The organism is Pantoea sp. B566, from assembly GCF_024793925.1.
Classification (GTDB): Bacteria; Pseudomonadota; Gammaproteobacteria; order Enterobacterales; family Enterobacteriaceae; genus Pantoea; species Pantoea ananatis.
In genome coordinates this window covers 3,251,883-3,269,489 of sequence record NZ_JANUQL010000003.1, presented here as the reverse complement: position 1 = coordinate 3,269,489, position 17,607 = coordinate 3,251,883, and the positions used below count along the sequence as shown (strand labels likewise).

General features: G+C 52.7%; 19 protein-coding genes. 4 read left to right on the top strand and 15 right to left on the bottom strand.

Annotated elements, in window-relative coordinates; translation table 11 throughout:
• Entirely contained in the window at positions 1-408 is a 408-nt protein-coding gene (locus tag NYE92_RS16920; protein WP_259019227.1) for a TIGR03757 family integrating conjugative element protein, read from the bottom strand.
• Positions 409-669: 261 nt separating this feature from the next.
• Positions 670-3,093 (bottom strand): ATP-binding protein, encoded by a 2,424-nt coding sequence (locus tag NYE92_RS16915; protein ID WP_259019226.1) that lies wholly within the window; start codon positions 3,091-3,093, stop codon positions 670-672.
• Positions 3,094-3,221: 128 nt separating this feature from the next.
• Here NYE92_RS16915 and NYE92_RS16910 point away from each other — a divergent pair, with 128 nt between their 5' ends.
• Positions 3,222-3,455, top strand: a complete 234-nt coding sequence (locus NYE92_RS16910; RefSeq protein ID WP_259019225.1) for a PerC family transcriptional regulator — start codon at positions 3,222-3,224, stop codon at positions 3,453-3,455.
• 154 nt (positions 3,456-3,609) lie between these two features.
• Here the strand turns inward: NYE92_RS16910 and NYE92_RS16905 are convergent, their stop codons facing one another.
• From NYE92_RS16905 to NYE92_RS16845, 13 genes are all read right to left on the bottom strand, one after another.
• Complete coding sequence (locus tag NYE92_RS16905) at positions 3,610-5,901, bottom strand: AAA family ATPase (protein WP_259019224.1); 2,292 nt, start codon at positions 5,899-5,901, stop codon at positions 3,610-3,612.
• A 332-nt stretch (positions 5,902-6,233) separates the two neighbouring features.
• The gene (locus tag NYE92_RS16900) at positions 6,234-7,634 is read right to left on the bottom strand and encodes a hypothetical protein (RefSeq protein ID WP_259019223.1); all 1,401 of its coding nucleotides are present in this window, start codon (positions 7,632-7,634) and stop codon (positions 6,234-6,236) included.
• A 186-nt stretch (positions 7,635-7,820) separates the two neighbouring features.
• Positions 7,821-8,225, bottom strand: a complete 405-nt coding sequence (locus tag NYE92_RS16895; protein WP_259019222.1) for a hypothetical protein — start codon at positions 8,223-8,225, stop codon at positions 7,821-7,823.
• An 11-nt stretch (positions 8,226-8,236) separates the two neighbouring features.
• Positions 8,237-11,038 carry a conjugative transfer ATPase gene (locus tag NYE92_RS16890; protein ID WP_259019221.1) on the bottom strand — a complete coding sequence of 934 codons (2,802 nt, stop codon included), beginning with the start codon at positions 11,036-11,038 and terminating at the stop codon, positions 8,237-8,239.
• The gene (locus NYE92_RS16885) at positions 11,039-11,455 is read right to left on the bottom strand and encodes a TIGR03751 family conjugal transfer lipoprotein (RefSeq protein ID WP_228225415.1); all 417 of its coding nucleotides are present in this window, start codon (positions 11,453-11,455) and stop codon (positions 11,039-11,041) included.
• Positions 11,442-11,669, bottom strand: coding sequence for a hypothetical protein (locus tag NYE92_RS16880; protein WP_259019219.1), 228 nt, complete (start codon positions 11,667-11,669; stop codon positions 11,442-11,444). Before NYE92_RS16880 ends, NYE92_RS16885 begins: the two co-directional genes overlap by 14 nt.
• The gene (locus NYE92_RS16875) at positions 11,669-13,192 is read right to left on the bottom strand and encodes a TIGR03752 family integrating conjugative element protein (protein ID WP_259019218.1); all 1,524 of its coding nucleotides are present in this window, start codon (positions 13,190-13,192) and stop codon (positions 11,669-11,671) included. Before NYE92_RS16875 ends, NYE92_RS16880 begins: the two co-directional genes overlap by 1 nt.
• A complete protein-coding gene (locus NYE92_RS16870; RefSeq protein ID WP_259019217.1) occupies positions 13,189-14,079 on the bottom strand; it encodes a TIGR03749 family integrating conjugative element protein in 891 nt (296 codons plus the stop codon). The genes NYE92_RS16875 and NYE92_RS16870 overlap by 4 nt, the downstream gene beginning before the upstream one ends.
• Positions 14,079-14,738 (bottom strand): PFL_4703 family integrating conjugative element protein, encoded by a 660-nt coding sequence (locus NYE92_RS16865; RefSeq protein ID WP_024472514.1) that lies wholly within the window; start codon positions 14,736-14,738, stop codon positions 14,079-14,081. The genes NYE92_RS16870 and NYE92_RS16865 overlap by 1 nt, the downstream gene beginning before the upstream one ends.
• On the bottom strand, positions 14,735-15,109 hold the full coding sequence (locus NYE92_RS16860) for a TIGR03750 family conjugal transfer protein (protein WP_259019216.1): 375 nt from the start codon (positions 15,107-15,109) through the stop codon (positions 14,735-14,737). The genes NYE92_RS16865 and NYE92_RS16860 overlap by 4 nt, the downstream gene beginning before the upstream one ends.
• 9 nt (positions 15,110-15,118) lie before the next feature.
• Complete coding sequence (locus tag NYE92_RS16855; protein WP_024472512.1) at positions 15,119-15,484, bottom strand: TIGR03745 family integrating conjugative element membrane protein; 366 nt, start codon at positions 15,482-15,484, stop codon at positions 15,119-15,121.
• A gap of 12 nt (positions 15,485-15,496) precedes the next feature.
• On the bottom strand, positions 15,497-15,742 hold the full coding sequence (locus NYE92_RS16850) for a TIGR03758 family integrating conjugative element protein (protein ID WP_022622201.1): 246 nt from the start codon (positions 15,740-15,742) through the stop codon (positions 15,497-15,499).
• A complete protein-coding gene (locus tag NYE92_RS16845; RefSeq protein ID WP_259019215.1) occupies positions 15,733-16,050 on the bottom strand; it encodes an RAQPRD family integrative conjugative element protein in 318 nt (105 codons plus the stop codon). Before NYE92_RS16845 ends, NYE92_RS16850 begins: the two co-directional genes overlap by 10 nt.
• Before the next feature lie 173 nt (positions 16,051-16,223).
• Here NYE92_RS16845 and NYE92_RS16840 point away from each other — a divergent pair, with 173 nt between their 5' ends.
• Genes NYE92_RS16840 through NYE92_RS16830 form a run of 3 tightly spaced genes read left to right on the top strand, consistent with a single transcriptional unit; the run spans position 16,224 to position 17,549 of the window.
• Positions 16,224-16,685 (top strand): STM2901 family protein, encoded by a 462-nt coding sequence (locus tag NYE92_RS16840; RefSeq protein ID WP_019105577.1) that lies wholly within the window; start codon positions 16,224-16,226, stop codon positions 16,683-16,685.
• The gene (locus tag NYE92_RS16835; RefSeq protein WP_394547362.1) at positions 16,685-17,002 is read left to right on the top strand and encodes a DUF1493 family protein; all 318 of its coding nucleotides are present in this window, start codon (positions 16,685-16,687) and stop codon (positions 17,000-17,002) included. The genes NYE92_RS16840 and NYE92_RS16835 overlap by 1 nt, the downstream gene beginning before the upstream one ends.
• Positions 17,003-17,036: 34 nt before the next feature.
• Complete coding sequence (locus NYE92_RS16830; protein ID WP_259019213.1) at positions 17,037-17,549, top strand: GNAT family N-acetyltransferase; 513 nt, start codon at positions 17,037-17,039, stop codon at positions 17,547-17,549.
• Positions 17,550-17,607: the final 58 nt, after the last annotated feature.

Genomic DNA, 17,607 nt, shown 5'->3' with positions numbered 1-17,607 from the left:
TCACGGATGTTTCTCCCGCCAGGCATCGAGTTTCGCCCGTGCAGCTGCGACGTCGGTGGTGCCGTACACTACCCATTTATCGTCGAACACCACGGCAGGAACCTTTTCCAGCCCCAGCGACCAGGCATGTGCGACACCGGCATAGCTCGCCGCTAAGGCCTGCTGATTCTGGCGGAACGCCGGTGAGGCGATGACGGCCCGTGCCTGCTGCCCGGCTTGCGCCGGGTTAGCGGAGAGTGGTCCAAAGAGTTCAGCCTGGAGACGGTCGGGTGCGTCCAGCTCGGTGACGGTGACGTCGGGGCTCAGTTCGCCGGTAACAGGATGCGCATGGTCGGTGTAAATCACGGTGCCGGCGTGGGCACCTGCGCTAAGGAACAGGACGGCAAGACTGCAGAGGGGGATTTTCATGACTAACACTCCCTGAGTGAATGATGCCCTCAGGGTGCGGTTTTAGCGCGTAAGGTTCAGCAGTTAACTCTTAAACCGGAAATCATAATTCTGCATGGGTGAATTCCAGGCAGTGAAAGAATGTAACGTTTCATAATTAAACCCTTAAGAAACCTGAGCAGCTGACGATAAAGAATAAGCGAGCCCATGCAAGAGGCGAGCATGTCAAATATGATCATTAGCAAATTCACTTTGGGGCCCCTGGGGCCCTTTTTTTATCAGTCATTCGTGACTGTCAGTCTCGTTTGAATGTCGCCATTCAAGATAATCCAGTTCCCATAAAAATCCCGCAGCGGCCGCATTGCGCTCAATCGTTCCGCGCGTCTCACCCTCATTAACGTACGGCTGCCAGTTTTCAGGGATGCTGTCTTTTGGTCGGGCCTCAGACTTTTGAACAGCTGAGGCGTTGTCGTCTGCTGCGGGCAGAGGTCGGTATCCGCCGGGCTGTTCCCATGTTTTTCGCTGCCAGGCATCCAGCTCCTCTTCATCTGTATCTGTGATGTAGACAAGATATTCTAAAATTTCCTGCGTGAGGTTTTCAGGGGTTGCGCCGGGAAGAGACTCAAGTAAACGAAGACGGCTGGACGCCATGAACTCCCGCTCTTCCTGCTCAGACTCGGTCTGGTCTTTTATAAGCTGCAGGTATTCGGGCGATGCTTTGTAAGCTTCCAACTCCTCCTCGTGAATTCTTCTCTCCTCAGCCCTGCGTTCGCGAGCGACGCCGGCCTCCTCGATCCCCGCAGCCACTACGTCAGCCCAGTTGCCGGATTCAGGTGACTGCGTACCCGCTACTCCGAGCTGCTGATTAAGGAAGGTCAGAAGGTTACCGTCCTCCGGTTCGACAGCCGCCCCGACGTCATCAGCCAGGCTGTCAGCACTGATAATCCCGGGCAGGCCGTTCCTTTCCCGACCGGTGCTGGCGCGTTCAGCCAGGTAACGCTCACTCCACGCCTGGCCTTTCGCGCGTTTACCGGCACCTTCAAGGCTGGTCGTGTATTTCATCAGCCAGACGTGGATAAAATGCTGACGATCAGTTGCACACGCTGTGCTGATATCGTGAAACCGCTGATAAAATCCCTCATCGTGGCCGCAGTCCATGCTGTCACCTTCATGTGCCACCTCGTGCTCCGTCAGGCTGAAAAGGCGACTGGCCGTTCTGAGCGCTTCGGTTTTAAGCTGACGCACGATATCAGTGTTATACGCGATGTACGTCTCACCGTCCGTCCAGGCGTCGGCCGACGTCGACTCGCCCAGCAGAATCTGGAACCGCACGCCGCCGTAAGCCCGGGAGGTGCTCCCGCGCTCGCCGCCCGAACACACCCGGGCATACTGGGCCAGGCAGTAGCGCAGCGCCGTCCAGGCCCTGCGGGTTTCCTTATCCAGCGTCGTTTCACTCACCATCTGCGTGCGGTCGACAAAGTTCGCGCTGAGCGTATCAAAATCAATGAGCTGCAGCTCTGAGCTGAACGGCATTCCCCAGCGGCCGGAAGACGGCAGCTGTGCGCGGTACGCGATGAGGTTGTCGCGTACGCGACGCATGTAGTCCATAAAATCATCCGTGCCGTCGCAGTTAAAGCGCGTCAGCGTCACCGGGTGAATGACCGGCGCGATGCCGGCACGCGCAATGAGCTCCCCGCGCGGGACGTCCCGTGCATACTCAGCCACAGTAAAACAGTTTTTATCGACGGCGGACGGATAGTGGCGGCACTTGCGCAGGAAGTGCTCCAGGGTGACGTGCTGTTTGCCCGGGAGCAGCGTAATTACCTCTTCACCGTTAACCAGCGTCTGCAGGTCTCCCTCACCGGCAAGCAGCGCCCGGGCGGTTTTCTCACGGCGGGACTCGGTTTTGCGGTGGCTGCCGGTATTATCAGAAAAGGCCTGAGCCAGCCCGCTGAATTTTGCTGCTATCTGCTTCCAGACCGTGCAGCTCTTGCGCAGAATCTCAGTGCGCGAAACATTGAGCGCAATGGCTTTTTTACTCACGATAAGGCCGCCAACGCCCCAGTTATGGCCCGGGTCATGCCTGACAAGCACGCCCTGATTATAAATGGACACGGCGCCGTCTTCCCGCAGCCGATACCAGGCTGCGTCATCCTCAGCGTCCCATTTTTCCAGCTCCGGTTTACGCGTAATCACCTTGCCGTTGAGGCTGACCGAGACGGGCGTGTAACGCACCAGATCACGAATTTCCTGCATGCATGACATACGCTCCTGAGTCGACATCGACTCATACCAGTCACCACTGATGGCACACCCTTCCTGAATCTCTCCGGGTTCTGTCAGTTCATATTCATAACCCATTACCCGCGTGTCGACCTCCATCTGCCAGCGCTGCGAGCGCCAGACGGTCCGGGCATGCGCCATAATCTGGCCACGGCCCAGACGAAAGCGGCCATAGGTAGCATCGCCTTCACGGTGAGGCGTTCCGAAGCGGCCAAAATAGCGTTTAACATCGTCATGTGTCGCAAATCCATGACCGTCGTCACGGCAGGTGAAGCCCTCCGGGGTAATATCCAGGATGACCGCGCCCGCGCCGGCATCGACGCTGTTCATGATGAGTTCGATAAGGGCTTTGGCCACTGATCCGGCCTGGCTGTAGATGATGTGGTGAATGATTTCAGGGTCGAGTTCGAAGGGATGTCGCATCAGAATGCTCCTGTAGTGGTTTCAGAGCCATTTTCCTGATGCTGATTAAGGGTTAAATGAAGAAGTCATAACGGGAGCCTGAAAGAATAGCGGGTACGATCAGGCTGATTAATACGAGCAAAAAATCAATGAAACTGGAAGACAGCATTGCTGAATCACTTGAAAAACGCGGCCTATGGCACCGCGCAGCACGCCGGTGGCTGGCAGTAATGGATGGCTCCAGTGACGATGCAGAAAGAGAATTGATCGCCAGGCGGCGTGAGCACTGCCTTAACTTGGCCGCAGGTGTACCGCCTGACGGTCGTCGCGCGGAATCGAAACGACTGTATAAAGTCCGGCAGCGATATAAAGATGGATATTAAATCGGAAAAACTCTGCAGCTCATGGCAACTTTACCTTCAATTAGGTATAACCATGCTTCAACGCGTAGGACTCACTGCGCAGTGAGCCCTACGAGGGCTCACTATGAAATGTGCGGTTCATACTTATTATTGAGAACGACCGAACAGTTATCTCTCATACATTGCCGCTATAAATAACCTTCAAAGCTCGTGCAGAATAAGATTTCAATTCACCGGGCGTGATGGGCTCTGATGAAGCTTGAGGGTTCGTATCGTGATGATAGCGACCAGCATAATTGTTAATTTCATTCAACTCAGCAACAAGAGATTGTGCGAAAAATAACGGGTCGTTTGGTTGTGCTTGTGTAATCTGCGTTACTACCTCCCCAAACATATTTCCCGGTGAAATTTTTCCGGGAAAACGTCGATGCAGATATCCTTCAAGAAGCGGTCTGATTGCAACTGCAGTATCGTGAAGATGCTGATGAGTACCATCGACAAATCCACTCACCAGCCTGTGATTTTTGTAGTAGGGAGATTCACATTCTAAATCGATATTTAGTTTGTCCAAGTCACTAAAATCGTCTGCAATATGGATGATACGTAATGCAGAAATGTCCTGTATTTGAGTAGAAGGCATTTTCAGAAATTCATCCCGCATCGTGCGGATAAAAAACAGATCATGAGCCAAGATTATTACCTGTTGACTACGAAGATAAATCTGCTTAATCAAGGCGATTGTATGGTTCCTGCGATGATTGTCCAGACTACACATCGGATCATCAATCACGACAACTTTTCTATCAAGGTCGGCATCATGGAGTAATACAGATATGAAAAAAGCGAAGGCTAACGTCCTTTTGTCTCCTTCACTAAGTGAGCTTCGGAAACTAGATTCATCTCCCGTTAGCGAAATCTTTTCCCCTCTAAGTTCAATTGCATATTCAGATTTAGGTTCTCCTCCACCGGCATAGTTATAATCAATTTCTGTGATACGAAAGCTTGCACCAAACCTTATCAATAAATCATTTATGGATGATTGGTACTTTCCGAGAGTGGAGTCCATGATTGAATTCAGGTCAACTCGTCGAGCTTCCTTGATTTCAGTGGCTGTCACTTCAGCTGCTTTGGCAGTCTGATAATCAGAAATATAACCTGCCACCTCGGGTGATAGGCGCAGTCGGATTGCTTCTAGCTGGGATAATGTAGACCGCAGAGTTTCTTCATTTTTAGTTTCAAGCGTCGCTTTATATGCCTGAATATCCAGATTGGCAGCTTCCACTTCCGTGTTAAAAGTAGAAAGTTCATCATTGATTGCAGTCACTGCATCGGCGATTTGCTTTTCATAGTCGCCTTGGGCCTCAGAAAGAGGATTGCTTTTCTTAGCTTCTGTAAAGCAACTCAACAATGACTGCAGACCTCCCAAATTGGTTGTGATTTTATCGAAATCAGGGAGGTTAACGCTCAACTGGATGCAATCTTTCCAGTTTTCAGTAACTAATTTTGCCTGCTCAATTTTGCTCCTAAGTAAGTCCATGTTGAAAACACGCATGGAGATCGACACAACATTATCAAGGCCTGTAACCTGATTAAGTAAAGCTTTATAGGCGTGATTAAACCGTTCCCGATAGTGACGTATCAATTCAACGCCTTCAAGACTTTGCGTACAAAAAGGACAATGTTCGTCTTTAATAAAATCAAGGCCATTACTAGCCCATCGTTCAAAGCCTTCGACATTGATATGTTCAATGTGCGCACAGACGGCCTCTTCTGCACCCGCACTAAGACTGTCATAACTCAATGCTAGTGTTGAGAACAACGAACTGAAATCGGGAGTGTAAAGCGGTAACTGAAAATAACCCGGACGATTGAGGATCGAATCTGTTCTTTTGCAGAGCTCTATTTCCGACAGGACTGTTTCAATTTTTTGCTCAATACCCTCATCAATAACAGGTTTTATGTATTTTGCAAGCGTTACATTCCCCCGGGGAACTGTAAGCTTTTCACTTGCCAGTCTGGTAGCTCTTTTAGCTTCTTCGGCATTTGCTGAAGCATCAATGAACTCAGCCCTAGCTGCTACCGCATCACTGCCAAGCGCAAAACTCAGAAGTCGCTTTCTGTGCTGAGCGTTGATTTCACCGCCTGAGTAAACATTACGGTCAACGAAATCTAAGTCAAAAATGTGCACGTCTGAATACTTACCACTCCAAGTACAGTTATCGAATCTAGCTTGATTTCCATTAGAAAACTGTAGGTGAATATTTTGGGGGGTTGCTTCCCCAATCGTTTTCCTGTAACGAACGATATCTGGATTCGATTCATTGTAGGAGCGAAAAATAGACGCCAGAGTGGATTTTCCACGACCATTATCAGCATAGATGAAGGTCATTTTCTTAAAGGAAATTCCTGCTGGGCGGATATCCCGAAACAAACCCACGCTAGATATTTTATGAATTCTTTCAAGCATATAAATTCCTTTTCATGTAACTTGGAATGCAGGGGGGGGGGGAATTAACTTAAGATAAATGATAAATGCTGATAAATAATTTTACTAGATTTTTTTGATGTTGAGTCCATTAACTAGACACAGTTAATTAATCACGCTCTGCGGGTACTGTCTTCTCTTAACAACCTCGGTTTGCACACATTTGAGATTGGGAGTTGTAACCTTGCATCCAGAACGCAAACTTTACTATAACAGTAGCAGCGTCAAGTTTTTCATTATGCAACAATTCTATTGTTGCTGAAACGAGCGCTGCTGGCATGAAGCGAAGGTCACAATTAACTCATGGTATCGTTTTATTCATAAGTGTCACGAAACACGAGACTATCTACACTGGGAACTGGCACATGTGAAGGTAGAATCAAGGTTTGGCTTTTTAAGATGCCGTGTTTGAAATAGCGTTTACAAATTATCTCACCATTTACTGGCAGCCAGTGAGTTACCTCTGGAAAAAGCGCAGGGTTGATGGGGTTTTGAGCATTAGGATTGTGAAAAACTTCAATCTCAGCAGACCAAGGTTCATAACTATATGGTTTCCATAAGCAACGATATTCGTCGCTGTTCACGTCCATGCTGAAGGGAATACCACGTAGAGCGCCATGAGTATCGTTAGCGAACTCACCAATTCTCACATAGCGGTATCCTTCGGTAACACCACCGAAAGAAATAGGCACTCTACTCAATTTGGATATGGTTGCTGAATTAGAAAATATAACAGCTGAAAGTGTTATATTTTCAGATGAGAAAAATAAACCAGCGCGGATTTTGGGGTCACTTGAAAGATAATCAATGGTTTCGGCAGTAACTTCAACCTTTCCATCTATTGTTACCTCTCTGGCATAAAATCCATATAGATAAGTAATGAGAGCCTCACGACTCCATATCATTGAACCCGGAGCATGGAAGTCCGCTATTGCAATGGCGAAAGGTTTTCCTACAACATGAGTCAAACTTGTATAATTCTTCCGCAATTTATTTCGGAGGGTTCGAGCATATCGCTCCGCAGCTGTTCCCAAAATTCTTTGACGCCGATTTATAGGAAACGGAGCAACGCCTGCGCTGGCATGATCATAACGCTCTGAAGGGTTGACTGTTACAGCTTCAATCCAAGCTTCTCCGCCCGCTCTGTTCGTTACATGAAAATCAGGAGAAGGTTGTTCTTGAGCTACGAAAAGTCCTTGCTCACGGAAACTACCCAAAAGCATAGCTTCCCATATGCGGGTGTGAAAGTTATCTGTCTGACATTCTTTGGCCCAGTGAGGGTCAGGATTAGGCATTGCAAGATACAATTGATTAAGTATCCATGCCCCACGCTCTCTATAGGGTACTCCGAGCAATTTGAAGATGCCACTTGGCTCTATTCCCTTAACATCCCATAGAGGAGCACGCCTACGAATTCCTGGAGGTAGAGGAACTCGACATACAGATTCTTCGCACGCCTGACGGATAATTGTTAGTGCTTCCCCTTCGCTAAAAGAATTTGATTCCCTACGCAAGACTGCCCATACGTCGTCCTCACGACGACGCATTATGAGAATGCCATGCTTTCCGCTATTAGAATTTTTAGTTAGTGCACAGACTGTTAAGTGATCACGATTACCCCAAGCGCTAACAGGGGGATCGTCACCAAACCCCAACCCTCTAGGCAACGATAGGGCATATACACCAAACAGGCCAAAAGGAATTGGAGTCATCATTATACATCACCTCATATATAACAAAATTATTTAGCTTCTTGCATATAACAGTTCAGGGTGTGAGAATAAAATCCTATTTGTACTTTTCAAAATCTTACCATCCGCGGGCTCTATGCCGCCCGCACCCGCAGCCTCCGTTCCCGCCCGACACCACACACCGGTGCCGGGCGATAACGGAGGGCCTGTTTAATGGCACATCTCAGCTTCTGTTGCGCGGTCTATCTCCTTGAGCACCCAGAGCATATCCGTCGCATCGGGCACACAGATATTCCAGCGAATGCCGGTCCTGTAATCCCCCTCGGTTGGCCATAGCGTATTACCCGTGACGGTAATAAGAATATCCAGAACCCTGTTATTGGCACCGGACAGGTGCACGGCCGTGCAGCTGCGGCGCCCGACGCGATGGGGATAGACCGATACCAGCAAGGGATGCTCAAGGCGCTGACCTATCTCCTCCCGGAGCTGCACGATGGCGCGGTTATCCGTCTCGCCCACCGATGCCAGCCCCTGCGGCGGGACGGTAAATATGACAGTGGCGACTAAAGCCTTGTCCTGGACAACCTGTGGCGGAGCCATGGTCAGTTTTTTCATACAATCCCCTGTCAGTGAATAAGACCACGGCTTTCGTCAAAACGACGTGCAACGTGGAAAACGGCCTCAAGTTCCGTACACTTAAATTCGTCCATAATGGCCCGGCGTTCTGCTTTCTCATCTTTTTCCGTCATGCCCAGCGCAAGAAAGAGGCTCGGCGGCACGGCCCTGAACAGGGCCTGCGTGTTAACGGAAAGAATGACGCCCTCGGTATATTTTTGGGGAAGTTTTTTGGCCGAAAGCAGCATGGACCGTTGCTCATCATCAAGTTTCTTGAAGCGGGCAATCTGCTCCACCTCTTTAGGCGGCATGACCAGACAAATCCACCACTCAGCCATGTTGAGCATTTTTTCAGATGTATCCGGGAAGTCGGCAAGGTTCTGAGTAAATATCCACAGCCAGGCGCCTAACTTACGCCACATTTTGGCAATTTTAGTGGCGAAAGGACTGAGCAACGGGTTGGTGGTGATAATGTGCCCCTCATCAATGGGTACGATGATGTTCCTGTCAAGATGCTGATCGCGTTCTGCGATGTTGTTGACGGTGTTCAGGAGGGAGATAACCGCCACGGCCATCTGGGCTTCATATCCTTCTCGTGCAAGTGTCGCCAGGTCGACAATAGTCACGTCAGCCTCAGGCCAGGGCGTGCCCGGCTGATTAAACAGTTCACCTTCAAAGCCTTCAGTGAACATACCCAGCGCCTCTGACATCTCTTCAGCGCGCGCGCGGCGTGCCTCCGTTCGCTTTGCCCGACCGTCTTCGCCTGTACTGTCATCATGCGCAATGTTATACAGCTCATTCATCAGATCTTCGGGCAACATCTGCCGGGAATCCGCATGAGCCTTGCGGGCGGCAGTCAAAATGGCCTCGCGAATCATGTACCTGTCGGCTCGGGACAGCTTGCTCTCTTCAACCGCTTCCCCGCCGGTAATCATCAGCCGGGCGGCAATTTCCATCTCGCCAAGAACGTCACGCTCATCATCATCTTCCTCATCTTCGTCGTAAATGTCCGTAAGTTCATCTTCATCGATGAGAAGCTTTTTCGGGCTGACCTCCAGCAACAGGTGCGAATCGGCAAAAGGGGCGAGCGAAACTTTTTTTCCTGGCTTGATGCTGATTCGGTTTACTGTGAGCCCGAGCGAAGCACAGTAATCACCGAAAAGTCCAAAGCTGTTACCCGCCTCGATCAGGAAAATACGCGGACGGTAAATGGCTAACATCTGCGACAGCTTATCGACCGCCGTGGCAGACTTGCCGGCTCCCGTCGGGCCAAACAGCAGCAGGTGCGCGTTCTGGGTGCGGTCCGCTTTATTCAGCGGGTCGACAGACAGCGGACCGCCGCCCCGGTTGAAGAAGGTCAGACCATGATGACCGGTGCCGGTGTCACGCCCGTATAACGGTGCCATACAGGCAAAGTGCTGAACAAACATCAGGCGCGTGTACCAGTTGTGGCGGTCGTGCTGCGGGTTAAAGCACATCGGCAGCGCCCGCATATAGGTGCTGAGCGGACCGATATCGTGTTCAGGATTGACCGGCTCCAGCCCGCAGTTCAGTAGTTGACTACTGAGTTCACGATAGCGTTTGCTCAGGATATCCTCGTCCTGACCCTTAATCAGCAGTGTTATCGCCGCCCGGTACAGCTTGTGCTTGTTACCCAGATACGTGCGGGCCGTGGCGGCATCCTCGCGGGCCCGCAGGGAATCGACGTTTTCCCCCATTGAGCTCTTACCGAGACGGGAAAAATCCTCCTCAAGCCTGTCCTGGGGCTGAACGACGAGCGTCATAGCCAGCACGGTGCCTACCGGCAGCAGATCCATAATGGCGTTGATGTTGTCACCGCGCTTTACCTCACCGGTGAGGTGTCCTGTCTGCGGGCGGGTACGAAGTCGGGCGACCGGCACCGCTTTGTGCGCAACGTTATCAAACCACCATATCCCCTTGTCTGCATCGCTGCGGGGACGGGTGAACCACAGGCTTTCGCTGAAATCATTGAGCAGCGGCAGGTCTCCGGGCGCGTCGTCGCGGTGGCGGGCGCAGCGGTACAGCGTGGCTTTGTCCGTCCACTGAGGGGCCGGGTTGAACCAGCGCAGCAGCCAGCTGTGTATCTGCTCGCCGTTCTGGCGCAAGGAATGGATGCCGGCACCGCTCATTGCCGATGTCAGACGGCCGCAGACCTGACTCAGTAGAACCTCCGGCGCCATCGGGTCGCGGTAAGGCTTTTCCACCCAGCGATAAACCACCATGCGCGTGCGCCGGATTTGTCCCCGCCAGGGCGCGCCGGTCACGGTTTCATCCACAAACAGGCCTTTTTCAGAAGCGACGTTTTCCAGATGTTGCTCCTGTACACGCAGCCAGGCTTCAGTAAATGCTGTTCCCTGCGCAAGCGGTCTGACATAACCCCGGATGGAATCCATGTACGCCGACAGGTCGGAGTCATCCTGGCAGAAAAACTGCACCACCCACTGGTGGGAGTCCAGCTCGGGAATGCTGTCCTGCAGTGCATTTTCCACCACGTCGCGGATTTGCTCCAGGCGAGATTCGGGGCGCCCTTCAGTGGAAACGGGTGTCAGTTCATACACGGCACCGACCGAAATGCCGTCGTCGAGCAGAATGCACTGGTGTTCCGGCAGGTATTCTCCCCAGGGAACGTGGTCAATGATGGAGGGGCCTGTGGCATAAAGACCTGACTCATCGGCATGCGTCAGCCGGCCGTCGCGGGTGATCGGCTCATGGCTCTCTACCGAAAACGGTCCGTGACCGTACTGATGTTCAGTCTGCGCTTCGCGGCTGCGGCGAAAAAGACGAAAGGCCATTTACAGCGCCTCCGTGCGTTCGCCGGGCAGCGCATACTGCACCTGGCTGTAAAACGGGAACACGGTACTGTAGCCCGGCACCGGCGTATTGCCGTCGGCCAGATGCGGAAACACATACATCACCATGTCCGGATTGGGCAGGCGCGGAAACGTCTGCTGAATTTCATTTTCCTGGGTGCGGCTGTAGCTGTCCCGGGTCTGTTGTCCGATCGTGCGTTCGCTGTCGGAGACCGGCCGGCGCAGCGTGGTGCGGCTTTCAGCGGTGGCGTGCGTGGTGGATGCGCCGTTGTTCCAGAGCTCCAGCATGGTGCTGTCACCGGGGGGCAGCATTTCATCTTTGGAGGTGCTGCAGCCGCTGAGCATCAGCGCGGTCAGGCCAGCCACTGCCAGCGCCGCCAGATGTTTACACTGACGCATCCGGCACCTCCGGGGCTGGGTGTTCATTATAAAGGGATGCGGGATGACGGAGTTTACCGTCTGCAGCTCGCACTACTGTTTCACACTCAAGCCTCATCAGCCTTTGCATCACCGCCGCCGGATTGCCCACGGGACCAGCACTTTCAGCCAGATGCCCGACCTCACAGGCCCGCACATAATCATTTAAATTACTGGTTGTTAGTTCATTTTTCATCAGTCCATCCCCGTGCCTGAGCCTGCCAGGCTGAAGTCATACTTCACCCTGCGGCCTTTTTCTTCATAGTCGATCGCCAGCTGGCGGGTAATGTGCAGCGCAACGGTCTGACCCGGCGGCACGTATATCGCGTCAAACGTCTGGCCATAACGCTGTTTTACCCAGTCCACGGTTTCTTTCATGCTCCCGGACAGCGATTTACCCAGCACGGCCTGTCCCGCATCACCGGTCAGGGTCTGCGTCACGCCGCCCATGGCGTTGGTCTGACCCGTCATCTGGTTCTGTGAAAGGGCATCGCCGGCAGCGGCCGCGCCGGCCAGCAGGCTGATAGTCGGCAGATAGGTAGAGGCGTTGCTTTTACGGGTGCCGGAGATGCAGGGAATGCCGTTGTCATCTGAAATCCAGCCAATGCTGTTATTGCCGTTTCCGCTGCTGTTCTGCGAATTCTGATTGTTACCGCCGCCGTTCTGACTGTCCGGCGACGGCAACGTGCGCACCGTGCCGTCCGCGAACACAAACGTGATGCTGGTAATGGACCCCCGCACACAGGACAGCGTCCAGTCGCCGGTCGCCGTACCCGATACGATGGCACCCTGAACGTCCGGCAGCTCGATGCCGTTGGCCGTCAGGTTGTCTTTGCCTAACATGACCTTGAACGGGTACGGATCGGTGACTTTACCGTCAATGGGAACGCGGCCGAGCAGGGCCGTCATGGCGCGACTGCCGACCAGCGTGGAGTTCTCCGGCAGCGTAAACACCGGATCGACGGGTTTCACCGCATCCGGCACAGCCTGGCTGACGGCTGTGGAAACCGCTGCGCCGGCCTGCTTACCGACGTCACCCGCTTCACCGAATGACGAGGCAAACGAGAAGCCGGTCGCGCTGTTTTTATTGCTGTCAGTAACGGGTTTGCCGCTGGCATCCACCGGGATGCCGTCTTTAGGTTCGACCCACTGCAGACCGTCCGAGACGGGTGCAGCGTAGCCGGCTGCGCCGGAAGGGTTACCGTCATAACCCATACCAATCGGAATATCACTACCCGGCGAAGCGCTTTTATTCGTAGTGGATGTGCTCCCGCTTTTTAACTGCTCCATCATCTGACTGACCTGTCCGCTAAGATCTGAAACCTCCGATCTCAGCTTTGAACTTTTTGCAGCCTCATCTGCCCGGACGCTGGCCACAGCCTGGCTGATTTGTGAGTCAACGTTACTGTTGGTCTTTTTCAGCTCCGTGTTTTCATCTTTTAGCTTTTTGTTATCATCCGCCAAAGTGTCCAGTCGTTCCTTCATATGGTTAAAGTTACCCACTATTGTGCGCAGGGTGTCCTGAGGGGTATCGCCCTCAACGCCAAGCGCCTTGAGCTCGTCAGGTGTCATGTTTTTTAAGGCTGCATTGGTACTTGCCTGCGAATCAGCCGTTGAAGTCTTTGGACCTGAACAGGATTTGAGGCCAACAAAGACAGCAGCAATGAGGACTACTGGTGCGGCAATTTTTACAATCGAATTCGTGAGAGGCTTACTCAATTCCTTGCCCTCCGTCCTGGCTTGCCTGAGGTAGTGAGCGGTTCAGCCATAAATGCGCCCTCAGGACGTCCGCGAATTACCAGGTAAACAACTGTCGTGTCTTCGGGCGTACCGGCACGACCAAGCCAACGGTGCTGAAAGGTCGCCGTCTCGAACTGACCCTGCAACTCACGCGGATCTAGCACCACCTTGCCGGCTGAGCGGTTCCGCACCTGTAGCGCCACAATACTGTCACCAAGGAGGCTCCAGGCCGCCATCGGCGTGACCGAAACAGGCTCGCCGGGCATAAGCGTGGTAATCAGTGAGGGTAGCTTCAGCGATACAGGACTGATGCCCGGCACTGGTTCTACGGTCCGAACCGGTCCGTAAAGGCTTTGCGCAGCATAGCGGGTCAGCACCACCGGCAGCGGGGCGGCGAGTTTTGGCTGTTTACGTGTCGGTGCTGATTCAACCTGCGCGTCAGGAGTTGTGTTTTTACTGCTGTTGCTGCCGGCATCGCCGCTTACAGTCTGTCTGTCACTGGCCGTTGCAGTGGCCAGCTCACCGTCATAAACCAGTTTTACGGGTTCTCGGGTCGTTTTACCGGGCACGGCGCTGACGTCCATGAGGATGATTTCGCCGTTTTCCTTGTTCTGCAGCTCAATCCGCGTTACAGGAAATGCCTCGGTTGCATCAAAATACACTGCGCCGCCGGTGCTCTGAATACGTACTTTGCCGTTGAGCGTTGGCGGGAAGCCTACGCGGACGTTTTTATTTACAAATACAATGCGCTCCTGGCCTACAGTGAGCGGGATCTGGAGCGGGATACGTTCCCACTTCATCAGTTCAACGGCCTGTGTCAGACCGGACGACAGTAGCAGGCACAGAAAAATGAGAGCTCTTTTCATCACTGAAATAACCCCGTCTGTTTGTCCGGTACGGTCTGCGGAATGGCTTCCAGTTGCTGAGGTGTTGAGGCATAGCAGTCCAGTGCCATACGAAACGGATTGCGTTCCGGATCGCCTTCCCAGCGCAAGACTTTCAGGGGATAGCGTACCAGGGCGCGTTTGACCTTCTGGCCCTGATACCACTCATCTGCAACGAGATCGAGCCTTACCACCCAATGGTCGTCATCCAGAATGTCGACGCTGCTTTTGTTGTAGCCTCGACGCGGAATTTCAAAAACCACTCGAACGCGGTCTTTGAGCTCGCCATTGTTTTTGCGAAATTCGTAGTCCTTGTTCAGGAAGTCCTGGCAGGACGGCGTCAGGTAAGGACTGAGCTGGGCAATCTTCGCCGCATAGTCCACCTCACCGTTAGTCGGCCAGGCGTTGAGCTGCTGGAAGATATAGAAGGCGAAGGCATATACCGAATAGGGCGGAATAACCCACCATTTCTGCGTGCTGCCCGAGCGCAGGTCGGGGGGGATGTGGATGGTCATCTCCGAGGGCGCCCGCATCCAGCCAACTGAGGTAACCAGCATGCCGGTAAAGAACAGGACGCAGAAAATCCTAAGGGAAATGATGTGGTTATCACGCGCCGTGATACCGTTACGAAACCGGCTCATGTGGACCTCCTCATAGCGCGTGCGGACGTGCGCTGCAGCTCCCAGGCGCGGCTGGCCAGAATCATCGAACGCGACAGGCCCAGCCTGCAGCGGATTTGCTCAAGCCGCTGCCAGATATAGTTGTCAGGTTTGCCTCGCTTATAGGCTGCAAGCCTCGGACCGCCAAGGAAAACAACGACAAGCGGCATAAGGAGAATGCAGGTCGGAAATGCAAGCCAGCCTATAAAGGGCACCAGACATAAGGGAATGGCAAGAGGAATACCGGCGATCATGCCGACCACGCCAGCCAGAAGAAATTCTGAGGACGTAAAGCCTTTCCATACTACGGGCGGGTTATTGAGTCTGTCGGGCAGAAAGTCGATGACGGCCATACCAGCTCCTTATAAAATCTGCGCAGCCTGAGTGCACAGGTAAATTACGCCCAGGATGAGGCCGATGCCTGTTACCACAAACGCCAGGAACTCCCCCCAGGTGTTCTTTTGTGCCTTGATACCGTGGTATGAAGTTATGGCGTTATGTGCTACGGACAGGAAGGCGATAGCGCAGACGACCAGTCCAAGAAGCAATAAACCGTTCTTGATATAATTTTTGAAAGTTCCGTAAGTGCCTCCGCCTCCGCCGCCAGGTAAAGTTTCGACGTTTGGCAGGTCGGCCATCACCTGTCCGACCCAGAAAACGGCAGGGATAACTGACAAATGCAGGCATTTTTTTGCATACCGGCGAAGCCTCAGAATGCGTGATTTCATTGTTTTGTCCTTTCAGTGAAAAAAGAGAAAAAGCGTTATCAGATAGAGAATGATTAGCCTGACCGCGGTCTCTATAAACTGCCGCCATGTCACGGTTCCAGACGCGACTCCCCGGTGGGCCTGCACCAGTGACCATGCAGAAAACAACAACAGAAAGCCGGCCAGAGAGCCCAGTATCAGAACATTCAGTTGTTCAGGCGTGAGTGTGCTGCCGGTGCCAGCCGCCCAGCCGGAGGTCTGAGCACCGTTCATCGCCATGCCGGCTCCTGTGCACGGTATTGCCCGGTGACCGATGTAGCGCTGGAGTTGGGCTGTGCACGGGATGGTTCGAGGTAGGTGGAAATGCCCTGCTTCATAGTGGCGATATCGCGTGTTGCCTGCTGATAATCGAAATAAAAACGGGCGTCCTGATTCTGGTTTGCCACCACGCGGGCGCGGTCCAGGCCCGCCTGAACCTGATCCAGCTGGCGCATAACGAGCGCGAGCTCATCCTTTTCGGAGGCATGGCACGCAATAGTGGGCATGACGCAGGCAAGGAGTGCAATGAAAGGGGGTAAACGGCGCATGTACGGCTCTCCCGGGTAACAGATGAGGGTGAGAGTGACGCAACAGCGCCCGCCTGACAGCAGTAAAATCTTTATGGATTTCTGAAAATAAAAGCAGATTGTTTCTGGCGAAAACCGCACCGGCTGGGCGATGATTAATTAAACAATGCATTCATATCCGGAGCTGAAGGCAAATGGACACGACCGAAGAGCTTAATGGCACCTATTTCTATGGCGGGTATAGCAACGTTACCCACGTCCAGCTGTTCTGGCTTGTGGGCGTACAGGTGGTGAGTGAGCATCTCGGACTCGCGGCGACCGACGCGGCACTGGTTCTGGCGGGACAACCCCTCATCCCCACCCGTGCAAAACCCGGAAGCGCAACCAAAGGCACGTCAGTCGCCTCTCTGGCTTCCCGATACCTGCTGAATTACCGTTTTCCAAAAGGCATGTTACTGCCGACACTCAACGGCAAAACCATCAGTCAACTGCACGTGAGCTGGACCAATCATCTGGGGGCTTTCGTTGGTCGGAATGTCCCGTGGCTGGGCTGGATAATGACGTTTACCACGGTCTACAACATCTTTAACGATATCCGTAGCACCTATAACCGGGTTGCGCGGCCGGAACACCGCATTCAATGGACCTATTTTTAATGGACAGCCTGAGCGAAGAAATCATTGCCTTTGTGAAAGAAAACTATGCCCGTCGTCGCTTTATCTTCTGGGGTGAACGTCTGACTGTTACGCCAGAAACCCGAATTCGGGATGACCTGAAGCTGACTTTAGAAACGGCTGAAGCGCTGATGCTGGAGTATTTTGAGCGCTGGAATGTTCACAGTCAGGGCTTTAACATCAGAAATTATTTCCACCCCGAGTTGCCAGGAACGAGAGACGTACCTGACCCTCACAAGCCGCTGACCGTCAGCATGCTGATTGAGTCGGCCCGGGCAGGCCGCTGGCTTTTCCAGTAAGGCGAAACAGTCACCCTTTGTCAGGAATAAATGAATGGCTTTAATACTGCGCGAAGCAAGACAGTCTGATGCTTCGCTCCTGAGTGAGTTGGGTGTCAGTACATACACCCATCATTTTAAGCAGTACTGGACGCACAGAGAGGAACTGAACGAGTTCCTTAATCAGGAGTATTCGCCACAGGTCATCGAAAGCAGCCTCGCTGACCCTTCCGCAGGCTGGTATATAGTCGAGACGTCGGCTCCGATCGGATTTGTTAAAGTCATATGGCGGTGCAATATTCCCGGTACGCCTTTACACGGCACTCTTCTTAAAAAACTCTATCTTTCAGAAGGCACAACCGGGAAAAACTACGGTCAACTCATATTTGAGGAAGTGGCTGAGATGGCGAAAGAAAGAGGGAGTGACTTTCTGTGGCTTGAGGTGCTTAAAGAAAATACCCGTGCACGTAAATTTTATGAAAGACAGGGTATGACGTTTATCAGGGATAATTTCTATAACACTGCTACTCAGGATGTTACGGTGCACGTTCTGGGCATGGACCTCTGAATCCTCTTTTTAGCCTTAAAAAAAGGCCTGCAGCAGCGCAGGCCCTCCGGTTAGCCTT

Coding starts and splice junctions, on each gene's coding strand:
- NYE92_RS16920 (WP_259019227.1), bottom strand. CDS start 408: ATGAAAATCCCCCTCTGCAGTCTTGCCGTCCTGTTCCTTAGCGCAGGT.
- NYE92_RS16915 (WP_259019226.1), bottom strand. CDS start 3,093: ATGCGACATCCCTTCGAACTCGACCCTGAAATCATTCACCACATCATC.
- NYE92_RS16910 (WP_259019225.1), top strand. CDS start 3,222: ATGAAACTGGAAGACAGCATTGCTGAATCACTTGAAAAACGCGGCCTA.
- NYE92_RS16905 (WP_259019224.1), bottom strand. CDS start 5,901: ATGCTTGAAAGAATTCATAAAATATCTAGCGTGGGTTTGTTTCGGGAT.
- NYE92_RS16900 (WP_259019223.1), bottom strand. CDS start 7,634: ATGATGACTCCAATTCCTTTTGGCCTGTTTGGTGTATATGCCCTATCG.
- NYE92_RS16895 (WP_259019222.1), bottom strand. CDS start 8,225: ATGAAAAAACTGACCATGGCTCCGCCACAGGTTGTCCAGGACAAGGCT.
- NYE92_RS16890 (WP_259019221.1), bottom strand. CDS start 11,038: ATGGCCTTTCGTCTTTTTCGCCGCAGCCGCGAAGCGCAGACTGAACAT.
- NYE92_RS16885 (WP_228225415.1), bottom strand. CDS start 11,455: ATGCGTCAGTGTAAACATCTGGCGGCGCTGGCAGTGGCTGGCCTGACC.
- NYE92_RS16880 (WP_259019219.1), bottom strand. CDS start 11,669: ATGAAAAATGAACTAACAACCAGTAATTTAAATGATTATGTGCGGGCC.
- NYE92_RS16870 (WP_259019217.1), bottom strand. CDS start 14,079: ATGAAAAGAGCTCTCATTTTTCTGTGCCTGCTACTGTCGTCCGGTCTG.
- NYE92_RS16865 (WP_024472514.1), bottom strand. CDS start 14,738: ATGAGCCGGTTTCGTAACGGTATCACGGCGCGTGATAACCACATCATT.
- NYE92_RS16860 (WP_259019216.1), bottom strand. CDS start 15,109: ATGGCCGTCATCGACTTTCTGCCCGACAGACTCAATAACCCGCCCGTA.
- NYE92_RS16855 (WP_024472512.1), bottom strand. CDS start 15,484: ATGAAATCACGCATTCTGAGGCTTCGCCGGTATGCAAAAAAATGCCTG.
- NYE92_RS16850 (WP_022622201.1), bottom strand. CDS start 15,742: ATGGCGATGAACGGTGCTCAGACCTCCGGCTGGGCGGCTGGCACCGGC.
- NYE92_RS16845 (WP_259019215.1), bottom strand. CDS start 16,050: ATGCGCCGTTTACCCCCTTTCATTGCACTCCTTGCCTGCGTCATGCCC.
- NYE92_RS16840 (WP_019105577.1), top strand. CDS start 16,224: ATGGACACGACCGAAGAGCTTAATGGCACCTATTTCTATGGCGGGTAT.
- NYE92_RS16835 (WP_394547362.1), top strand. CDS start 16,685: ATGGACAGCCTGAGCGAAGAAATCATTGCCTTTGTGAAAGAAAACTAT.
- NYE92_RS16830 (WP_259019213.1), top strand. CDS start 17,037: ATGGCTTTAATACTGCGCGAAGCAAGACAGTCTGATGCTTCGCTCCTG.